General features: G+C 43.3%; 18 protein-coding genes. 14 read left to right on the top strand and 4 right to left on the bottom strand.

Annotation, left to right across the window (positions count from 1 at the left end):
• The first annotated feature begins 4 nt into the window (after positions 1-4).
• From A3EU_RS0107660 to A3EU_RS0107625, 8 genes are all read left to right on the top strand, one after another.
• Complete coding sequence (locus tag A3EU_RS0107660) at positions 5-316, top strand: TusE/DsrC/DsvC family sulfur relay protein (RefSeq protein WP_020535555.1); 312 nt, start codon at positions 5-7, stop codon at positions 314-316.
• Between the two features lie 60 nt (positions 317-376).
• Positions 377-856, top strand: coding sequence for a DsrE/DsrF/DrsH-like family protein (locus A3EU_RS0107655; RefSeq protein WP_020535554.1), 480 nt, complete (start codon positions 377-379; stop codon positions 854-856).
• Between the two features lie 611 nt (positions 857-1,467).
• Complete coding sequence (locus A3EU_RS0107650) at positions 1,468-2,631, top strand: MFS transporter (protein ID WP_020535553.1); 1,164 nt, start codon at positions 1,468-1,470, stop codon at positions 2,629-2,631.
• 144 nt (positions 2,632-2,775) lie between these two features.
• A complete protein-coding gene (locus A3EU_RS0107645) occupies positions 2,776-3,795 on the top strand; it encodes an alpha/beta fold hydrolase (protein ID WP_020535552.1) in 1,020 nt (339 codons plus the stop codon).
• Positions 3,796-4,060: 265 nt separating this feature from the next.
• Positions 4,061-5,938 (top strand): PLP-dependent aminotransferase family protein, encoded by a 1,878-nt coding sequence (locus A3EU_RS0107640; RefSeq protein ID WP_020535551.1) that lies wholly within the window; start codon positions 4,061-4,063, stop codon positions 5,936-5,938.
• Positions 5,939-6,031: 93 nt separating this feature from the next.
• On the top strand, positions 6,032-6,259 hold the full coding sequence (locus A3EU_RS0107635; protein WP_044085568.1) for a DUF4160 domain-containing protein: 228 nt from the start codon (positions 6,032-6,034) through the stop codon (positions 6,257-6,259).
• 17 nt (positions 6,260-6,276) lie between these two features.
• Positions 6,277-6,786, top strand: coding sequence for a helix-turn-helix domain-containing protein (locus A3EU_RS34780; protein ID WP_020535549.1), 510 nt, complete (start codon positions 6,277-6,279; stop codon positions 6,784-6,786).
• A gap of 60 nt (positions 6,787-6,846) precedes the next feature.
• On the top strand, positions 6,847-7,008 hold the full coding sequence (locus tag A3EU_RS0107625) for a hypothetical protein (RefSeq protein ID WP_156825695.1): 162 nt from the start codon (positions 6,847-6,849) through the stop codon (positions 7,006-7,008).
• 4 nt (positions 7,009-7,012) lie between these two features.
• Here the strand turns inward: A3EU_RS0107625 and A3EU_RS0107620 are convergent, their stop codons facing one another.
• A complete protein-coding gene (locus tag A3EU_RS0107620; RefSeq protein ID WP_020535547.1) occupies positions 7,013-8,380 on the bottom strand; it encodes a phage tail sheath family protein in 1,368 nt (455 codons plus the stop codon).
• Positions 8,381-9,002: 622 nt separating this feature from the next.
• On the opposite strand from A3EU_RS0107620, the gene ppk2 (A3EU_RS0107615) reads away from it, so the two are divergent.
• The 6 genes from ppk2 (A3EU_RS0107615) to A3EU_RS32595 all read left to right on the top strand — a co-directional run bounded on the left by ppk2 (A3EU_RS0107615) (position 9,003) and on the right by A3EU_RS32595 (position 14,998).
• Positions 9,003-9,851 (top strand): polyphosphate kinase 2, encoded by an 849-nt coding sequence (gene ppk2 / locus A3EU_RS0107615; RefSeq protein ID WP_020535546.1) that lies wholly within the window; start codon positions 9,003-9,005, stop codon positions 9,849-9,851.
• Positions 9,852-9,933: 82 nt separating this feature from the next.
• The gene (gene ppk2 / locus A3EU_RS0107610) at positions 9,934-10,695 is read left to right on the top strand and encodes a polyphosphate kinase 2 (RefSeq protein WP_020535545.1); all 762 of its coding nucleotides are present in this window, start codon (positions 9,934-9,936) and stop codon (positions 10,693-10,695) included.
• A gap of 123 nt (positions 10,696-10,818) precedes the next feature.
• Positions 10,819-11,967: a N(5)-(carboxyethyl)ornithine synthase gene (locus A3EU_RS0107605; RefSeq protein ID WP_020535544.1), complete on the top strand. Its 1,149-nt coding sequence runs from the start codon at positions 10,819-10,821 to the stop codon at positions 11,965-11,967.
• Between the two features lie 73 nt (positions 11,968-12,040).
• Positions 12,041-12,343 carry a hypothetical protein gene (locus tag A3EU_RS0107600; protein WP_020535543.1) on the top strand — a complete coding sequence of 101 codons (303 nt, stop codon included), beginning with the start codon at positions 12,041-12,043 and terminating at the stop codon, positions 12,341-12,343.
• A gap of 242 nt (positions 12,344-12,585) precedes the next feature.
• A complete protein-coding gene (locus tag A3EU_RS0107595) occupies positions 12,586-13,767 on the top strand; it encodes a tetratricopeptide repeat protein (protein WP_020535542.1) in 1,182 nt (393 codons plus the stop codon).
• Between the two features lie 118 nt (positions 13,768-13,885).
• A complete protein-coding gene (locus A3EU_RS32595; RefSeq protein WP_020535541.1) occupies positions 13,886-14,998 on the top strand; it encodes a tetratricopeptide repeat protein in 1,113 nt (370 codons plus the stop codon).
• A gap of 4 nt (positions 14,999-15,002) precedes the next feature.
• Here A3EU_RS32595 and A3EU_RS0107585 read toward each other — a convergent pair whose 3' ends face one another.
• From A3EU_RS0107585 to A3EU_RS0107575, 3 genes are all read right to left on the bottom strand, one after another.
• The gene (locus A3EU_RS0107585; RefSeq protein ID WP_020535540.1) at positions 15,003-16,247 is read right to left on the bottom strand and encodes a mechanosensitive ion channel family protein; all 1,245 of its coding nucleotides are present in this window, start codon (positions 16,245-16,247) and stop codon (positions 15,003-15,005) included.
• A gap of 129 nt (positions 16,248-16,376) precedes the next feature.
• On the bottom strand, positions 16,377-17,291 hold the full coding sequence (locus A3EU_RS0107580) for a PorP/SprF family type IX secretion system membrane protein (protein ID WP_020535539.1): 915 nt from the start codon (positions 17,289-17,291) through the stop codon (positions 16,377-16,379).
• Positions 17,292-17,301: 10 nt separating this feature from the next.
• Complete coding sequence (locus tag A3EU_RS0107575) at positions 17,302-19,908, bottom strand: T9SS type B sorting domain-containing protein (protein WP_020535538.1); 2,607 nt, start codon at positions 19,906-19,908, stop codon at positions 17,302-17,304.

Genomic DNA, 19,908 nt, shown 5'->3' with positions numbered 1-19,908 from the left:
TATCATGGCAACAAGAGCATATGCAGGAACCAATGTAGCTTGTAACGACGAAGGCTACATGACCAACCTGGAAGAATGGACACAGCAGGTAGGTGAAGAAATTGCAAAAGAAGAAGAAGTGGAGATGACCCCCAAGCACTGGGAAGTGATCAGTTTCCTTCAGGATCAATACCGCGCGGAAGTACCGTTGACGATCCGTAAGATAGGCAAGAGCGGCGTGACCAACATCAAGGAGTTTTATCAGCTGTTTCCTAATGGCCCCCTCAAAAAGGCGAGTAGAATAGCTGGGATACCCAAGCCTGTCAGTTGTATTTAATCTTTCCTCCTTTGGAGATTTCTTGCGAGGAGAAAAGTACGCTAAACTAAATAAGCAATAATGGAAAAGAATAATAAAGTAAAGAAAATGATGCTCATATTGTCTAAAGCGACTTTAGACAATGTATATGCCTGCTTTATTCTGGCTAATGGTGCCCGGATGGAAGGGATTGAATCTGAGATTTTCTTCACGTTCTTCGGCCTGGAAGCTATCCAGAAGTCTAGGCTAGAACACCTGCACGTAGCTACGGTAGGCAACCCGGCCATGCACATCCCGAGTATGCTAGGCGGTTTGCCAGGCATGGAAGCTATGGCGACCAAGATGATGAAGAAAAAGATTGAGGATTTGGATATTCCCCCCATTGATGAGTTTCTGGAAATCCTCACGGCATCTGGTACCAAAATATGGGCCTGTAAGCTGGCCATGGATATGTTTGACCTCGAAGAGAAAGACCTCATTGATGACCTGGATGGCGTACTGACGGTAGGTGATTTCTATGGTCGCGCGGAAGGGGAGGGTACCCATGTGGTGTTCATCTAGTAATAACAAACAAAGTCGGAGTTAAAGGTGTAAGGGTTGGATGGGTGTAAGTGTAGGGTGTCCAATCTGGTGCTTTTCTGATGCGACGGATTTTAGCGCTTTCTTGACAGGCTAAATTGCCAGGTAGAGTTGCCCTCAGCCAGGTTGCGCGGGCTTCAGCCCGCACCCCTAGAACGGAGAGAACTCCTTGCGGGCTAAAGCCACGCGTAACCTGAATTATCAGCCAGGTTGGACAGCCTAGGTGTAAGTGTGTAAATGTTGACCTCAATCGACCACGCGTAGCGGAATAGACTCGCTGCCACCACCAGGTGAACATAACAAACAAAGTCGGAACTATAGGAACCGGAGGATAGCTTTTAGCTGCTTCCGGTTTTTTTTTGAACATGTAAGGTCATAAAAGAACACATAAGCGCTTTCAATCAACGTCTGGGCGGTTAGACATCTAATCAAATCAAGAGCGGGGATCAAAAGAAACACCTCGGAGAGGTCAAAATCATACACGAAAATGTGCCCGAACCTTAGGGCTGAAGCCGAGGACGGTATCCCGACGAACCCTTACACTTTTACACTTTTACACCTTGTAAACCCTGAAAATCGTCTATTTTGCGGGCATGAAAATACCGCGTCATATCCTGCCCGTCATCGTTATTGCTCAATTTTGTTGTACATCCTTGTGGTTTGCCGGTAATGCGGTGATGGCTGATTTGGTGGTAGACTTTTCCTTGCCGGTGAGTGCGTTGGGGAACCTCACATCGGCGGTACAATTTGGTTTTATTGCGGGCACGCTGTTGTTTGCTTTACTAACGATTGCGGATCGGTTTTCACCAGCGAAGGTGTTTTTTGCGTGTGCAGTGCTGGGCGCGCTGTTCAATGTTGTCTCTATTGGCGCGTACAATACGCCGTTTACCTTGCTGTTGCTACGTTTTTTGATGGGGTGCAGCCTGGCTGGTATTTACCCTGTAGGCATGAAGATTGCTGCCGATTATTACGCGCAGGGCTTGGGCAAGTCGCTGGGCTATTTGGTGGGGGCGTTGGTGCTGGGTACGGCATTCCCGCACCTGTTGCAGGCCTTCAGCGGCGACTGGCCTTGGCGATATGTATTATTGATCACCTCGGGGTTAGCGCTGCTGGGCGGTACTTTGATGTTGGTATTGGTGCCGGATGGTCCTCACCGCCGAGCAGGGCAAGGGCTGGACGTTGGCGCCTTCTTTAGCGTGTTCAAAGACCGTTCCTTTCGGGCGGCGGCCTTTGGTTACTTTGGTCACATGTGGGAGCTGTATGCTTTTTGGGCTTTTGTGCCTGTGGCATTGCTAGCCTATATTCAGCTACACCCAGCGGTTGGTTTTAGTATCCCTGTTTTGTCCTTTGTGGTTATTGGTGTTGGCGGGATGGCGTGCGTATTGGGTGGTTATTTGTCGTTGCGCTTTGGTGCCCGCAAGATAGCGGCGATGGCCTTGGCGCTGTCTGGGGTGTGTTGCTTGCTTTCGCCGCTGTTTTTCCTGTACGCGCCTGCCGTTGTATTTGCTTTGTTTCTCGTCTTTTGGGGAATGGTTGTAGTGGCTGATTCACCGCTTTTTTCTACGTTGGTAGCGCAAAATGCTCCTGCTGAGAAAAAGGGGACCGCTCTGACGATTGTTAACTGCCTTGGTTTTTCGATTACCATCTTAAGCATCCAGTTGCTCAATTATTTACAATTGGAGGTGGCCCCGGCATATTTGTTTTTAGCGTTGGCGGTAGGGCCGGTGCTGGGGTTGCGGGGGCTTTTGCAGGGGTAATGGAAAAATTGACCACCCTCGGAAACCGTCAGAAGTTTTATATTGGGTGAGCATTCGCTTAATGACTCAGAACTTTGCAGGTACGATCATGCTCATTCCTCGTTCCGGCGCACTAGCTTGAGTTATCTTCAATCAAAAGAAAATATGAAACATATAGCATTGATATTGACCCTGCTGTTACTGGTTTCGTGTAAGCTTGAAACCAATAGCAGTAAATCGATCTCATCGGAAGAACCTGTAAACGAAAAGCTGTTTCTGGATTTAGGAGGAGCGTTGCAATATGTAGAGATAATAGGATCATCAAATAAGAATCCAATATTATTATTTATACATGGAGGACCAGGGTGGCCTCAAACGCCTCAATTGAGGTATTATAATTCTCAAATTGCAGAGGAATACACTTTAGTAATATGGGAACAGAGAGGGGCTGGAAACAGCTATGGAAAAAATCCAACGCCAGAGAACTTAACCCTAGAACAGATAATAAAGGATGGGCATCAATTAACCACCTGGTTGAAAGCAGAATATGATCAGGAAAAAGTGTTTTTGGCAGGCTATTCCTGGGGGAGTTTGGTCGGTATAAATTTGGTGAAAGATTATCCAGAAGACTATAGTGCGTACATCGGGATAGCCCAAATAGTAAACATGAATAAGGGCATACAAATTACTCAAGGCTGGCTAACTGAACAGGCAATAAAAGCCAATGACGATGAGGCCTTAGAACGTTTAGACAGCCTAAGAAACTTAGCCTATTATGAAGGTGATTTAGATAGATTCTTTCAGCAATGGGTGCTGTTGAATAAATACAATGGTACAACGTTTAACAAAGCCTCTGAAGAGGAAACAGAAAAGGCGATGTCCTATTACGAGGATTACAAGGATTATGACTGGTTTAAAGTATGGGAGCATTCCGCTAAAAAAATGCAGGAGGATATGTTTGGTACAGATGTAGAGCGTATTGAAGAAATAGAAACGCCAATCTTTTTATTGCAAGGAAGACATGATTGGAATATACCATCAAAATTAGCAGAAGAGTGGTTGAATAAGTTAAAATCCCCGAAGAAGAAGTTGTACTGGTTTGAGAATTCAGGTCACGGACCATTAGAAGAGGAACCGAAGAAGTTTAATGAAACAATGATTGGTATACTGGCCGAAATGGAATAAATGCCTGTCCGGAACGTGTATGGCGCTAAACCGCATCCCTTTTGTTTAGCGGGCTATTTAGCTGTAGTAGTAACATTCTAGGAGTTCCGGATTCGCCTTACCCTATTAGCAATGATTCCTTTGCAAAGGTCTCTCGATTAAAGATAGAGAACAATGCAGCCGTTGTGAAATTTAATTTAGCAAAGAGTGGATAATTGTCAATTATTGGCAACTTAAACACAAGTAAACAAAATGCCTCCTCAAGGCATTATAATAAGCCTAACTAATGTGTACTTTCGGCCTGTGTATGGACGAAATGATCGAAACCAATAAGATGCTGAATTATATTAAAGAGGTATTAGCTAATATGCCAATAGACTGGTTGGAGCTAACGACCCATCGATTAGATATTTTTAATGAAAAATTGGCCAAGGTTCAATTCCTGGAACAGTTTGAAATCTTGTTTAAGGACAATAATGCTGAAACTTCGGCACTCCGCGAATTACCTACTGCTTTCGACTATATTCGGTTAGGTCATCCGCTGTCTTCTGTTCTCGAGTGGGCAATTGCCAGGATGAACAACCTTAATGCAGAAAGTGTAATAAGTTTTTCGTCAAAGACGGTTCCTATTATGGCAATTCTAAGAAAGAATCTGTTGGATAATAGGAACACTCAAATCATTTATACCGATGAATTACCTGCCTCTTTTGATGTAGACCTGCTGCAGCGTGTTTACGGTTATAATTTTGAATTGAAGAGGGTAGAGGACGTAGCGGAGATTACCGCATTTGATGGCAGCACTATCTTCGTTTCTCAACAAGAAGAAATTTGTACGATTGACAGCTCCCTGAATGTTGACTTTTTTGTCAATATACACCCTCAACTTGGTAGTGTATTAATCGTGAAAGGAGAGCAAAATGAAGGTTATATCTCCGAAATTCAACATGTTAGAAGAAGAGAGACGATTGCCATGACACCAGCCAATTGTCTTGCGGCTTTAAAGGCGCTGATAGAGGAGCCTGCTGCTGAAGAGAAGCAAAACAATGTCCAGAAGAACAAAGCACGTGTCTTAGATTCCATTAAAGAGATTACGGGTATCAATACAAAGCCACTTGTAGGGTCTAGTGGACTATCTATCCAGTATGCGATCATGATGGGCTTGGTGCACGATGCTCTGGAAAAGTACCAGGGGAAGGCGATCAAGATTATTGTTCCTCCCAACTGTTATGGTGGTACCAATGATCAGGCAAGGCGAGTGGCTGCTTGTGTTGACAATGTGGAGGTCTTGGACTTACCCGTTGATGGGGATCATGATATGGTGCAAAGCATCGACATCGTTTTAAACCAAGTTGCTCATGAGAATGCGGTCCCTTACATCATCGCAGAAATCCCTACAAACCCCAGGGTTGAAGTTCCGGATCTTATAAAGTTAAGGGATGTTTTGAGTGCTCCTCGTAAAACCCAAAGCGGTGAGGCTGCTATCGACCCAGTGTTTATTTTAGACCAAACGTTTTGCCCTAATGTCCAATTCTTAGGGGAAGATGGAGTATTCTCAACGATCAGGACAATTTCCTACGTTAGTGGATCGAAATTCCCAAGTGGCGGCAAGTGTACCGCTGGCTACTGTGTCGCAAATACAAAGGGCGAAGCCCTGATGGAAAAGATAGATCAGCATTTAAAGCTTTGCGATAATGAAGCTACGGACCTTCAGGTTGAAATACTAGCGCAGCAGTTGCCTTCCATGAATCAAAGGATACAAGCAGCTTATGAAAATACGCGCGCCTTTGTAAATTTCATCAAGGAAGCCTTACCAGCAGCGAAGATCAATTTTGTTTCAGAAGAATTGGCAAAAGAAGGATTTACGCCATCCGTTTTTTCCTTAGACCTGCCCACAAAAGGGAATACCGAGGAAGAAAAAGAAGCCTACAAAAGAGCGCTGAATCTAAAGTTAATCAATTTGATGATTAACGAAATTCCTCACGAAAGCAAGTACTGTGTAAGCTATGGCCAGCTAAAAGGCTGTTACTGGACCATACCTGCCACCTCTACCCAAGGGACCACCAAAGAAGGCGATAAGGATTATATCGCCCGTGTAGCCCTTTCGCCTAATCTGGACCTTGAACTTCATAAAAAGGTCTTTTTAGATTTTGTGAGTGGGATGTGACCTCGTTCTTTCTAGGAAAATATCCAATAGACTGGAGATTGACTTGTATATGAACTATACTTACGGTATGTAGTTATCTAATTAGATAACTACATACCGGCATTTTTTACCATTAATGGAGTTAAAATTCAATTGTTTTTCCAAGATCATGCACCACCACATTTTCATACTTCTATTGCGGAATATAAGGCTATCATAAAGATTGAGACCTCAGAAATTCTAGAAGGTACGCTGCCAAAAAATAAGAAAAAAGAAATTTTGGATTGGGCAAGCGAGAATAAGGAAGTTTTGATGGAAATATGGAATGGTCTAAATGATTAAAATACAACAGGATATTTATGAAAAATGTAATTCACCTTCTGAAAATTAACGAAGTTAAAGGCTTTGAAATATACTGCGTATTCAGTAATGGTGAGTATAGAGTCATAGATATTTTAAAATTTTTAAATAGTAAAGAACTAAAGTCGGATAGCATTTTGAGAAACCTTTATGATGAGGATAAAGTGAAAAATGTAATTATTAAAAACGCTACGCTTACTTGGCCTGATATAAAAAAAGTAACTCGCCTCTCAAATGGTATGGAATTTGAAGTGGAGCTGGATTTGGATCCGGTCGTATTATACGAAAACAGTAAAATAGATAAAGAAAGAGATAGTGCGTACCAGCTAGGGCGAGCATTGAAAAAAGCAAGAATATCAGCAGGTATAACCCAAGAGGAACTTGCTCAGAAGGTAGGTACATCGAAATCCTATATTAGTAAGATTGAAAACAGTAGATCAGATATAGGCTATAAAACTTTGCGTAAAATCATTGAAGTGGGGCTTAATAAAAGAATAGTAATTGAGTGATTTCAAGTTATCTAAACTAGAGCGTTTGTCTATATGGTGAGAAATGAAGGAGCGAAAGCAATGATAGATATTGACTCAGGACTAGAGTTGGAGCATAACGACCCTGATTTGTTAATGTATAAAGATACGTTTGTTGATCTGAGTAATTCTAATTCGGTGAACCTGTCTAAACATTTTGATGGATTGCTATTGTTGCAGAACGTTTCTACCCCAGAAAAGTAGAGCTCTAGCTTTCTATGGCTCCTCCATTGTTATGAACAATCCGCAAAATCATAAACTCCGCAGGGCGAACCACAGCCATGCCGATTTCTATGATCATTCTACCGTCTAGAATATCCTGGGCGGTCATTGTTTGGTTCAGGCCTACCTTAATGAAGTAGGCTTGCTTGGGCGTGGACCCAGCTAAAGCTCCCTGTTGCCAGAGGCCATATAGATAACTGTCAACCATGTTTTCTACCTTTTTCCAGGTAGGGTGATCATTCGGTTCAAATACGGCGAAGGAGGTTGATTTTTGTATAGACTCCTCGACCGTGATAAAGAGTCGCCTGACGGGCACGTAGCGCCATTCGTTGTCGTTACCAGCTAAGGTGCGGGCGCCCCACACCAGCGTTCCTTTTCCGGTAAAGGCGCGAATGGTATTGATCGACTTCCCGGCGGTAGCGTCGATATTCAATGACGCTTGTTCCCTGTCCGTTATCTTTCTTGTTGGGCCTTCGATGCCTATTACACTCACATTTGCTGGGGCTTTCCAAACGCCACGATTCTGGTCAACGCGGGCATAAACACCTGCTATAGCCGCACTTGGCGGTAAGACGACTTTGGGGGCATTATTTAAGGCTGTTTTTACAAAACGGTAGATTTTTGGTTGGTCTTTACTCAGCTCAGCAAGCGTTTGGGTTTTAGTTTGATCTATGGTTACCTCTACCTGGGGTTCATCGTATCCATAGGACAAATTGGTCTTCAAATAGGGGAGGTAGGCTGCTCCGCATTTTAAATTTTCGTTCCCAATTTCATTTCGAAACTCAGCGGCTTCTAAGTCAGTATCCAGGACGTCTAATATCGCAAACCTATCCTTTGAGTCAGCACATTGCTGTAGTGCTTTTTGGCAAATAGCATAATACGGATTACTCGCTCCCCCTTGGGGCGAAGATGCATGAATTGTTGCGGCATCCGGGCAAACCAATAACGTGACTTCGTCTACGCTGGCTACAGCTTCCAAGCCCTCCTCGTGGGTGTCGCCATCGCTTAAGGGGACGATATAACAAGGCCCTCCATCATTTGTAAAATAGAGCTGCAAAGCGTAGTAAATAATGGTTTTTTCGGCTGCGGCATCCTTGCCAATAGAGGTTATACTGGGTTTGGCCGTGTTTGTGTCACGAACTATTTTTACGTCGTATGCATAGGGTTTGGCCTTGCCAAACAACCCCTCATATTCCAGCATCGAAGTAATTCTCACGGGTACTTTAGGGCCTGTTTTGGGAACTATTTGTGTAAATCCAATAAATGCAGGAATGGCAGTAGCGACTTCTGCAACGGAAAGAGGAGCGTTTGAAGTTTCTTCTACATAAACACCTGGTGTTTTGTAGATTGCCATAATTTTCACCTTTATTTTTTTGAAGAATCTACGTAGAAATGCGATCACTGGGCTTTGTTTTTTTAAGGAAACAATGTATTCTATCCAATAAACACAAAAAATGTCAGAGAATCAGGCAATTTACCATGCTTTTTAATAAGCTTACTCATACCGCAAAGCCGTAATTGGTACCATCGCAGCAGCTTTTTTAGCGGAATAGCAACCAAAGAAAATACCTGTAAATGCACAGACGGTAGAGGAAATCAAAATGGAGGAAACCGTAGCACTTACGAGGTACGTTCTTTCTGAGTAACTCCAATTCTGTGAATCTGTCTAAATACTTTGATGGATTGCTGTTGCTGCAGAACGTTTCTATCCCGGAGAAATAAAGCAAACAAGCACTTACCACTATCGGCGTCGTCACCTATGTTGAGTTGACGATAGTCACCCACCTCGATGACAATTATCACCAGGTATACCTCTAGCTTTTATTTGCTTTGTATACGTCAAGAACCATTACGGAAACCAATAGAAATGGGCTTTTGTGCGCTTAACAAGTCTTCCCTCGTGGGGTCTGTGTCGTCAGTGAGAGGCTGGCAATAAACAGGTGGAGGATATTTTTTAATAAAACCGACTTTATACAATGGATTTTACTGCAGAGCATTTGAAAAAAGTAAAAACGAGGGATGACTTAATTGCGATAGCAGAAAAGAACGATATCTCAATTGCTAAGACACTGAATAAGTTACAATATGAAGCAGAGCTTGTGATGCTACAAGCGGAGTTTGTCAACCTTCAGAAATGGATAGCTCAGAAGGGAATGAGGGTTGCGGTAATATTTGAAGGTAGAGATGCTGCGGGGAAAGGAGGCTCCATAAAACGATTTAAGGAACACTTGAACCCCAGAACATCAAGAGTGGTGGCATTGACGAAGCCAACGGAGGTTGAAAGAGGGCAATGGTACTTCCGACGGTATATAAAAGTATTGCCTAACCCCGGCGAGATTGTGTTTTTCGATAGAAGCTGGTACAACCGAGCCGTTGTGGAGCCGGTTATGGATTTCTGTACCCCCGAGCAGTATGAACAATTTATTATGCAAGTGCCTGAGTTTGAGCATTTGCTTTATGAAGATAATTTGAAAATCATCAAATTCTGGTTCTCTATTTCTAAGGATGAACAAAAAAAGAGATTCGATGCTCGATTGAGCAATCCCCTGAAGCAATGGAAATTTAGCCCGGTAGATGTGAAAGGGCAAGAGCTTTGGGACAAATACACGCACTACAAAGAACAGATGTTTAGTAAAACACATACTAATTTTAGCCCATGGATCATCGTGAAAACGAATGACAAAAAGCAAGCAAGGCTGGAAAGTATGAGGTATGTATTGTCGCAGTTTGATTATGAAGGAAAAGGGGAGTCTAAAATACCGCTTTTACCTGACCCCAATGTGATCATGAGGTATCATAGAAGTGCTATTCAAATCGACATTTAAAAAGAAACCTACTCTGACGTTTTTTGTGTTTCACGATGAACTCTAAATACAAAAGACACACCAGAGAATTAAAAGAAGCAAGATGAATTTAACAAAAGAAGAACTTACGCTCCTTAATTCTAAAGTAGGTCTGCACACGCTTTTTAAAAATAAAAAAGTGAGTATCCCTAAAGTTTTGGAAGAGGTGAAATACATCCATGACTTGAAGAAGAATCAAGAGGAATTGATAAAGCTTCAGAATTGGGTAATAAAGGGAAATAAGAAAGTTGTCATCCTTTTTGAAGGAAGAGACGCTGCAGGAAAGGGCGGGGCTATAAGGCGGATTACGGAATATATCAACCCCAGGCATTTTAAAATCGTTGCTTTAAATATTCCTACCAGCGACGAAAGAAATCAGTGGTTTTTTCAACGGTACATCAATCAGTTGCCAAAACCAGGAGAAATAGTTTTCTTTGATAGGAGCTGGTATAATCGAGCAGTGGTGGAGCCTGTCAATAACTTTTGTACAGACAGAGAATATGAAGTTTTCATGTCTCAGGTCAACAGCTTCGAGGAAATGCTCATTCAGTCTGACACCTACCTGATTAAGTTTTACTTTTCAATATCAAAGAAGGAACAAGCAAAACGCTTTAGAGATATCAAGAATAGTCCCTTGAAGCGGTGGAAGATGTCTTCTGTTGATGAAAAAGCCCAAGCATTGTGGAATGAATATACCCTCTACAAAGAGAAAATGTTTGAGGTAACCAATACGGAACACGCCCCTTGGAAAATCATTGATGCGAATAAAAAACCCAGTGCCCGATTAAAGGCGATTGAACATATTTTAGCATCAATTCCTTATTGAAAATCAGGAAGCACAAAGCGCTTGTTTGCAAATTTTGCGAACAAGCGCTTTTTCTTATCTTAAGCCACTTGCTAATTGGGTAAACGTTTGCTAAACATACGCTAATCCAAAAATGAAAAATTAATGAGTTTACTTACTGTCGGTGTTTTCGGAACTTCTAGAAAAAAACAAGAAAAACGCGTGCCCATCCATCCTGATCAATTGAGCTGGATCGATGAAGAGATCAGAAATCACCTGCTTTTTGAAGAAGGATATGGCTTGCCATTCGGGATGAGTGACGCCGAACTCGCCAAGATGAGTGGTGGTGTGCTTACGAGGTCTGAGCTCTTTCAGCGTTGTGATGTCGCTTTGTTGGCTAAGCCGGTACAGGGCGATTTTGATGATATGAAAGATGGCACCATCCATTGGGGGTGGCCACACTGTGTACAGCAAAGAGGAATTACACAAACAGCTATTGACCGAAAGCTGACCCTGATTGCCTGGGAGGCGATGCACCGCTGGTCGGCCCATGGAGATTGGCAAATGCACATCTTTCAAAACAACAATGAAATTGCAGGATATGCCGGTGTACACCATGCGATGAACCTGATGGGAATCGATGGAAACTATGGCCCGAATAGAAAAGCCGTAGTGATTAGTTTCGGTTCAGTGAGTAGAGGGGCGATACGCGCATTACAGGCTCGAGGGATTCAAGAGATTACGGTGTTTACCCAACGGCATTATTTCTTGGTAGCCGACCAAATGGCCGGGGTCAATTACCTTCAATTTGACCAGGATGAGGAGGGTAATCTGATGACGCTACATCCAGAACATGAATCCCGCCCCTTTGTGGAAGAATTGGTCGATGCAGATATTATCGTCAATGGTATGCTACAGGATACCGATAACCCCGTGATGCTAGTGCCAGAAGATCAAAATGATCGCCTGAAGCCAGGTTGTGTAATTGTGGATATCAGTTGCGATGAAGGAATGGGCTTTTCATTTGCTAAACCCACCGATTTTGAGGTGCCGATGTTTAAGGTCGGTAAAGTGTTTTATTATGCAGTAGACCACACGCCTTCCTACCTGTGGAACGCTGCCACTTGGGAAATATCTAATAGCCTGACACCTTACTTGCCCATCATAATGGGAGGTCCGGGAAAATGGCAAGGAAGTGAAACCATCCGGCGAGCTATTGAGATCCAAGATGGAATAATCCAAAATCCAAAAATCAATTCTTTCCAGAATAGATCAAGCGAATATCCTCACCTTGAACTTCCGGCAGGGTCTTGATGTAAGGGAGGAATAGCGAGATGCAAATGTCAGAGGAGCGATAAAGTGTAGTCTTTTACCAATTCCTGTTTCTATGATTTACATTACACAACTGATATTCATCAAAGAAGGAAAAGAAGAAATCTTCCTGGAGTTTGAAGACCATGCGATTCCGTTAATGGAAAAGTACAATGGGCGAATAATTTACCGACTAAGGCCGACTAAAGAAGCTTTCATTGCTGAACAAAAGGAATTACCTTATGAAATCCATTTCATCTCCTTTGATTCAGAAATGGATTTAGCCAACTTTATGAAAGATGACCGTAGGCTGGGTTTTATTCACTTGAAAAATGAATCCATAAGGTCTACCTTGTTGATTAAGGGCGAGAAAATGTAGAGGGGGCATTTGTATTGATTGGGTATACTTCAAAAAAAGTAAAACAGATCACATATTGATAACTACGGGCTGTAAGTCTGGAGTTAAGTTAGCTCTTATCCCGTGTTTGCCCTATTGATGAACCGTTATGAGGAGTATCTCTGACCTGATTAAGGAATGTGCTAAATAGAAAATGACCACCCTTTGCAGATTCAAAAAGCATAGTTTTTCGTAGCTTCGGGGTCAAACGCTAAAATTAGCCAATGAAAATTAAACTTATAACAGCCCTAACCGTGGCTTTATTCGCTAGCTCCATGGTAAGCCATGCTTGTAGTATGTATAAACTTACGCAAGGTGGCAAAACGATTGTAGGAAACAACGAAGATTGGTTGAGCCCCAATAGTCAATTTTGGTTCGAAGTTGGAGAGGAAAACAAGTACGGTGTCATGTATATGGGACTGCTCAATAGTTTTGCCCAAGGAGCTATAAATGAAGCAGGCTTGGTCTTTGACGGCTTTGCCAACCCTTACCTGGCGATAGAAAATACCGAAGGTAAATTGGCTGTTCCGATAGGGGATGCGATCAAAAACATTATGCAAACAATGGCAATGGTCGAGGAGGTGAAGGCTTATTTGGAGACAATAGACCTCAGTTCTCTGACAAGTAGCCAAGTTGTATTTGTCGATAAATCAGGAACTTATCTAATCGTAGAAGGAGATGAGTTGATCATAAGTGAAGAAGTAGAGAAATTGTTCTCGAATTTCTATTATTCACAAGTAGTCTCCGAAGAAGAGGTAGAAATAGCCAACTTTCAAAAAGGGCTACAGTTCGTTAAAACTACGGAAAGCGAGCCGTCTTTGGATTACGGTAGCCGTGTCATGGAGGAGCTATCCAACGTTGGGTTATCTTCTACGCAGTATTCAACTATTTATGACTTGAATGCCTTGGTGATTAGGGTCTATCTATTTCATGATTATACCCAGTTTATTGAGCTCGACTTAAAGAAAGAGCTAGCACAAGGTGAACGTAGCGTAATGATTGCTGATTTGTTTCCAGAGGCATCCATTGGGCGGCAATATTACCATAAGTACAACGACGAAGTACACCCAACACGCATCCTAGAGGAGGCCGTAGGCGAACAGGAATTGTCGGAAGCCGAGTTTATAGAGATGGACTTTAATTATGTTATCAATATAATCGGTTATGAATGGTTACAAGAAATCAAGAATCCGATGGCTGCTATCAAGATTTTTCAATATGGAACGGAACTGATGCCAAACAATGCCGACTTGTATGATAGCTTGGGTGAAGCCTATTTTGAAGACAAGGATTGGGATAACTCAATTATGAATTATGCACGGTCGCTAAGCCTCGACCCACAAAATGAGAATGCGATAGAGATGATTATTAAAGCGCATGAAAATAGGGGAGAAGGGGGCGATTAATGTCATTTTACATAAGGTACAAGGTGCGTAGATTGCCTTGGGAACCTTACTTATGGGGAAATCAAACTCCCACAAATACTTTTTTTACTTGATATTGAATTATTTAAAAGCTCTCATTATGCTGAATCGTACGTTCTCTCTCGTGTTTTTATTACTCTTTTCCTTTGCAATGAATGCTCAAAGTGGCGCTGAAATGAAAGCAGATTCGCTCGCTCTCATTGGCATGAACCTTATGGATGAAGGGGAAATCGCTGCCGCTATTGATTACCTCGAACAAGCTAAAGTAATCTTCCCGGGCAAGTCTACTTACGATTATGAAATAGGCTTGGCGCATTACAAAGGCGGGGATTATGGAGCGGCACTCCCTGTTTTTAGGTCCCTGCTAAAAGGAACTGATAGCCAACCGCTTTATTATCAAATGTTGGGCAATACTTATGATGTACTCGGTAAGCGAAAGAAAGCCAAGAAGATATATGAAGAAGGGATAGAAAAATTTCCCAACTCGGGTCCGCTGTATTTAGAATCAGGGGTAGTGGCCATGTCTGAAGAGGACTACAACCTCGCGCGTTATTATTGGGAAAAAGGTATTCAGGTTGATCCCACTCACCCTTCGAATTACTATTGGGCGACCAAGTTTTTTGCAAGTACTTCCGAAAAAGTGTGGGCGCTCCTTTATGGAGAAATCTTCCTCAATTTAGAGTTCGGCACCGAAAGGGTAGATGAAATTAGCGGCTTACTTTTTGAGCTCTACAATGAGGTCTATGTTGTAGAAAGTGATACTTCTGGTAGTTTCGATCTTACTGAATCTGGGTTTACTATCTCGGTCGATCGATTGAATTTGGAAACACTTCAAGCAAACAATTTCGCTTTGCTGCCCTTTGAAGGAGAATTTGCTATGAAATATGCGGTGACAGCCGGCGTGTATTCCGGCGGCCCCCTTGACCTTGAGGGAATTCATCAGGCCCGTACCGTGTTCTTGGAAGCTTGGATGGACGAAGAGAAGAACAGCCAGGAGAAATACCCCTTTGTACTCTTTCCTTATCACGCCGAACTAATCGAAGCTGATTATTTTCAACTATACAATTACTTCTTATTCAGGGCTGGAGATATAGCATTTTTTGGAGATTTTTATCAGGAAAACGATTTAGAATACGATGCTTTTTTCGAATGGTACAATGAGCACAACCTTGATTTTACTAATAATAACCATAGTCGCTTGAATTTTGAATAGTGCTTTAACTGGTCAGTTTATTAAAATCCCTGCCGCTCGGATCTTGAAAAACGCGTAAATCAAATTCCGGGACAACCGCTAAAATATGGTCGAAGATATCAGCCTGGATATTTTCATAATTAGCCCACTCCTGATCTTTGCTGAATACGTAAATCTCGATGGGCAAGCCATGTTCTGTTGAAGCAAGTTGCCTTACCAAAAACGTCATATCCTTGTTGATCATCGGGTGGTTGCTTAAGTAAGCTTTAACATAGGCACGAAATGTTCCAATATTGGTCATCCTTCTACCATTCACAAGGCTGGCGTTATCTACCTGCTCTTGCTTGTTGCTTTGTTGTAGCGCTACGGTTTTTTCCTCAATGTAATCGGAGATATACTGGATTTTACTAAACCGTTCCAGCATATCTTCTGTGCAAAACCGAATGGTGTTTATGTCGATATTGATAGAACGTTTAATCCGTCTACCACCTGATTCAGACATACCACGCCAGTTTTTAAAAGACTCGGTAATTAAAGCATAGGTAGGAATTGTCGTAATCGTTTTGTCCCAGTTTTGCACTTTGACGGTCGTTAAAGCGATTTCAACGATATCACCATTTGCACCATATTTTGGCATCTCAATCCAGTCTCCTTTAGCTACCATTCGATTCGCCGATAACTGTATTCCCGCTACAAACCCCAAAATAGCATCCTTGAAAACAAACATCAATACTGCCGTAAGAGCGCCTAAGCTGCTAAATAAATAGACAGGCGTTTTATTCAGTAAAATGGAAATGATAAATATGCCACTGGTGAAATAAATGATGATTTTAAAAACCTGAACAAAGCTTTTTATAGGAAGTCTATTTGAAACCTCATAAGTGCTGTAAATAGCCAGGGAAGCATTTAGAAAGGCATCAATAGCTAATATCCCCATCGCAATCATGTAGATGAAAATGAGCCCGTTAGCCAAAGAAATGAACGAATCGTAACCCGCCAGAGGAATTGGAATAGACAAGTAAATAAAAATGGCTGGCGCCAGATAAGCGAGACGATTGAATACTTTTTTATGCAGAAGCATATCGTCCCATTGCGTTGCTGTTCGGCCAATAATAGCGGCGAGTGCTCTTAGGATAAAACGCTTTGCAAGTAAATAAACAATAAGGCTTAAAATAATAATCAACACAAAAAGCAAGCTGCGTGATAAAAGATCGGCAGTAGACAATTCGAGGCCCTGGTTTATTATCCAGGTTTTAAAAATGTCAAGCATACGTAGGCTAAATTTTAGAGCTTGTTCGGAAAATTTCCAAACAAGCTCTAAAGATACTAGTAATACAACTAAGCAACGTAAGATCAATAAGCGCTTGGTTTTACTCAATGGTAAAACCAAGCGTAGCGACTAAAGCGCATACCGATATCCCACCAAGGCCTGCAAACTCACTCCTTGCTCTTGCCCTCGGCTGGAGATACTATAGCTGGCCATCGTGCCGATACGTAAGCTGCCTGCACCGACATTGGGAACAATGTAGCCCACTTGCACCCCGGTGCGGAAAGAGGAATCCAAGGTCAATCCTGTCCAGAAGGTATCGTACATCTCGTACTGCAAACCCAGCTGGAAGTGCATAATGTTGTTGGTAGCGTACAGCACTTGCAGGCTAGGCTCCACAAAGCCACTGCGATGATCAAAGTGATAACCTACCAGGCCAAAGCCATGAAGTACTCGCTTGAAGTTAGCTGTCTCATTGAATTCCGCAAAGCGTAGTGATCCCGGCATCACCTGCTGGGCACTCAGGCCCGCAAAGAGGTAAGATTCTTCATAGTCGTCAGGATCAGCCCCTGTGTAGTAAACACCAACACCGAAATTGGTTTGGTTAACCTTGCTTTCTCCTGTACCTAAAAGTTGATCATCAAGGTCGTAAGCAGCCAAGTCATTACCGTTAAATCCAAATTGACTCAAGTTTGCCATCACCCCGATAGCTAGTCGGTGATTGTAGTCCAGTTTTATCTGATAGGCATACAGCAACGAAATACTGGTTTGCCGCAAAGGCCCTGCTTGGTCGTTTTGTACCTGCAAGCCCGCACTCATGTTGTAATCCAGGATAGGCACTTGAACGTCGGCCATAACCGTTTGCGGTGCACCCGCAAAACCCAACCATTGTTGGTGATAAACCGCCTGGGTTTCTACATAACTCCAAGGGGCTGTCATCGCCGGGTTCCAACTCGCGTAGGTAGAACTGAACGCAGTTGTGTGAGGCACTTGTTGGGCCACCAACCAAAGCGGGAAAAACAAAATGAATAGGGTAGTATATCTCATAATATCTTTTTTAATCAATCACAATCGTCAAAGCACTCTTGATCGGCTTTGATGCTACATCAATATTTAATACGTAGTAGTAAATGCCCGGTGGCAAGGGCTGGCCATTCCAGGTGCCATCCCAGTATTCGCCGTCGATCTGGTAATTGGGTTTGCTGAAGATCAAGTCACCCCAGCGGTTGAAGATGCTGAGCTGATTGCCTCGGTAGTTCTCTAGCCCACGGAAAATCAAGACGTCGTTTTTTCCATCACCGTTAGGAGAAAGGAAGTTGACAAGGTCTACCAATACCTCTGGTGCTTCTTCTACGTTTACGGTTAGCGTTTCGGTTACGACACAGCCTTCAGAGGACGTAATGTCTACGAGTAAAGTGGTCGTCTCATCCAGTGTGACTTCTGGATCAGGGCAGTCGGTACAAGATAATTCTACGTTTGTCATCCAATTGTAGGCAATACCGCCTTCTGCAAACAAAGTGAGGGGTTGCCCGAAAAAAATAGTCGTATCCGGCCCTACCGTTGTAGGAAAAGGAATAAGGCTGATTGCAATGGTGTCGCTCAAAGTACAACCATCCTCGCTGAGCGCATCAAGGACAACCAGGCCTTCATTTGATACCAGAAGCTCTGGAGCATCAGTACCGGTAGGTTCTCCATCAACAGTCCAGTTGAAGGTCATTAAGTCTTCGTTGGCCAAGAGTAACAAGGTCGTTTTAGGGCAAATACTGGTATCTGGCCCCAAGTCAAGTAAGGGGAGAATCGCATCGCTAACAATCACCTCGTCCGCAGCGGTACAGCCAGCATCATTGCTCGCACTTACGGTGTAAAGCCCCGTTTCAGTTACGGTAATCTCATTGGTTGTTGGCGCAATCGGCTGCCCATCCAGCGTCCAGCTGTAGACAAAGGTAGGGTCGGTTCCTGCGCTAAGGGTGGTTGCCCCATCAGGGCAAATCCCTATATCTTCGCCTAGTTCCAGTACTGGCACTGCATCAGCATTGATGGTGATTTGATCAGTACTGGTGCAGCCTGCTGCATTGGTTGCGCTTACGGCGTAAATTCCTACCGTATTGATGCTTATTTCGTTGGTGGTTTCCGTTAAGGGTTGTCCCTCGAAAGTCCAGCTGTAGGTGAGGTTTTGGTCTTCACTTGCGGATAGGGTTGTTTCTTCCTCTGGACAGATGCCAAAGTCACTTCCTAATTCGATGAGAGGCGCAGCTACTTCTGTGATGGTAACCTGGTCGGTAGCAATACACCCACTGTCATTGGTTACAGTTACGGCATAAATGCCTGTAAAACTTATCGTTATTTCGTTGGTGGTTTGAGGGAAGGGTTGCCCATCTAGGGTCCAGCTGTAGGTGAGGTTGTCCGCTGTGCTGGCTGTTAAAGTAGCTTCATCGTTGGCACAAAGTTCAAGGTCTTGGCCCAATTCGGCTTCGGGTATCATGCTTTCGCTAACCGTTACTTGATCAACGGCGGTACAGCCGGCAGCATTTGTAGCACTTACGGCGTAGATTCCCGTTTCAGTAATAGTGATTTCGTTAGTCGTTGGTGTAATCGGTAGCCCATCCAGTATCCAGCTGTAGCTAAGGGTAGCGTCGGTACTGGCGGTTAGGGTTGCGGAGTCATCTGGACAAATAGAAAAATCATCTTCCAGCATAATCTCCGGAGCACCACTTTCTGAAATGGTGATCAGCGTATCAATAATACAATTTAAATCATCTTGTATTTGTACTAAATAATTGCCTGCTGCTAGTTGATTTTCTACTGCGTCAGGCGAAAACCCATCACCAAAATCATAGAGGTAAGCTGGCGTCCCCCCGCTTACAGTTAGCATAATGGAACCGGTAGGAGTATCACAGTTACTTTCTTGCAGTTGAATATTGTCGACTTGGATAGCGGATGGCTCTGTAATCACAAAGTCGTCTTCGTAAGTAGTGCCGTTTTGGTCGGTAATAGTAAGGGCATAATCTCCTGCTGCAAGATTATCGATATTCGGATCACTACTGGTAAACCCATCCGGGCCTGTCCAGTTGAATACATAAGTAGGAAGCCCGCCTTCAACGTTAGTTGTTATGCTGCCTTGGCTTTCGCCGAAACAAGAGTTAGATGTCGTCGAAGTTTCTATTTGTAAGGTTTCTGAAATAATTTGAACTTCTCCATCAATATAAGTGCCGTCTATTTCTTCAATGAGTACGCCGTTTATCACCCCGATTTGGATAGGGGTAGGAGCGTTGACAAAACTCAGCGGCGAGCTGTCGCCAAGATCGCCAATAGCGAGGAAGGTTACCGAAAAAATAACGCTGTCATCGGGTAAGGTAAATCCACTTACTTGGCCGTCGAACCACACAAAGGTGAGGCGCCCGTTAGCGATATCGGTTTCCCCAAAATTGAACTCCGACATGCCGGGGAGGCCATAGTCTCCCGTGTTTTGATAAGTAACCACTGCGGGGTCCCACTGGAGGGTGAATTGAATACTTACTACATCATTAAAATTAGCTACCGATACGGGTACACTAACAGTGCCTCCTTCCAGTACTGTTTCCTGCCCTGCCGTAATGATGGGGGCTTGGGCCTGGAGAGCCACAGCGTTTAAGAAGAGTAAGGTGAGTAAAATGTAGAATCTCAT

It is taken from the genome of Lewinella cohaerens DSM 23179, from assembly GCF_000379805.1.
Classification (GTDB): domain Bacteria; phylum Bacteroidota; class Bacteroidia; order Chitinophagales; family Saprospiraceae; genus Lewinella; species Lewinella cohaerens.
Note: the sequence above shows the minus strand (reverse complement) of the source record. Positions and strands in the feature narration are given on the sequence as shown.

Excerpts from the sequence above, each read along its gene's own strand:
- A3EU_RS0107575 (WP_020535538.1), bottom strand. The coding sequence starts at position 19,908 with ATGAGATTCTACATTTTACTCACCTTACTCTTCTTAAACGCTGTGGCT.
- A3EU_RS0107625 (WP_156825695.1), top strand. The coding sequence starts at position 6,847 with ATGATAGATATTGACTCAGGACTAGAGTTGGAGCATAACGACCCTGAT.
- A3EU_RS0107650 (WP_020535553.1), top strand. The coding sequence starts at position 1,468 with ATGAAAATACCGCGTCATATCCTGCCCGTCATCGTTATTGCTCAATTT.
- A3EU_RS0107645 (WP_020535552.1), top strand. The coding sequence starts at position 2,776 with ATGAAACATATAGCATTGATATTGACCCTGCTGTTACTGGTTTCGTGT.
- A3EU_RS0107620 (WP_020535547.1), bottom strand. The coding sequence starts at position 8,380 with ATGGCAATCTACAAAACACCAGGTGTTTATGTAGAAGAAACTTCAAAC.
- A3EU_RS32595 (WP_020535541.1), top strand. The coding sequence starts at position 13,886 with ATGCTGAATCGTACGTTCTCTCTCGTGTTTTTATTACTCTTTTCCTTT.
- A3EU_RS0107595 (WP_020535542.1), top strand. The coding sequence starts at position 12,586 with ATGAAAATTAAACTTATAACAGCCCTAACCGTGGCTTTATTCGCTAGC.
- A3EU_RS0107640 (WP_020535551.1), top strand. The coding sequence starts at position 4,061 with ATGTGTACTTTCGGCCTGTGTATGGACGAAATGATCGAAACCAATAAG.
- A3EU_RS0107605 (WP_020535544.1), top strand. The coding sequence starts at position 10,819 with ATGAGTTTACTTACTGTCGGTGTTTTCGGAACTTCTAGAAAAAAACAA.
- A3EU_RS0107580 (WP_020535539.1), bottom strand. The coding sequence starts at position 17,291 with ATGAGATATACTACCCTATTCATTTTGTTTTTCCCGCTTTGGTTGGTG.
- ppk2 (WP_020535546.1), top strand. The coding sequence starts at position 9,003 with ATGGATTTTACTGCAGAGCATTTGAAAAAAGTAAAAACGAGGGATGAC.
- A3EU_RS0107660 (WP_020535555.1), top strand. The coding sequence starts at position 5 with ATGGCAACAAGAGCATATGCAGGAACCAATGTAGCTTGTAACGACGAA.
- A3EU_RS0107600 (WP_020535543.1), top strand. The coding sequence starts at position 12,041 with ATGATTTACATTACACAACTGATATTCATCAAAGAAGGAAAAGAAGAA.
- A3EU_RS0107655 (WP_020535554.1), top strand. The coding sequence starts at position 377 with ATGGAAAAGAATAATAAAGTAAAGAAAATGATGCTCATATTGTCTAAA.
- A3EU_RS34780 (WP_020535549.1), top strand. The coding sequence starts at position 6,277 with ATGAAAAATGTAATTCACCTTCTGAAAATTAACGAAGTTAAAGGCTTT.
- A3EU_RS0107585 (WP_020535540.1), bottom strand. The coding sequence starts at position 16,247 with ATGCTTGACATTTTTAAAACCTGGATAATAAACCAGGGCCTCGAATTG.
- ppk2 (WP_020535545.1), top strand. The coding sequence starts at position 9,934 with ATGAATTTAACAAAAGAAGAACTTACGCTCCTTAATTCTAAAGTAGGT.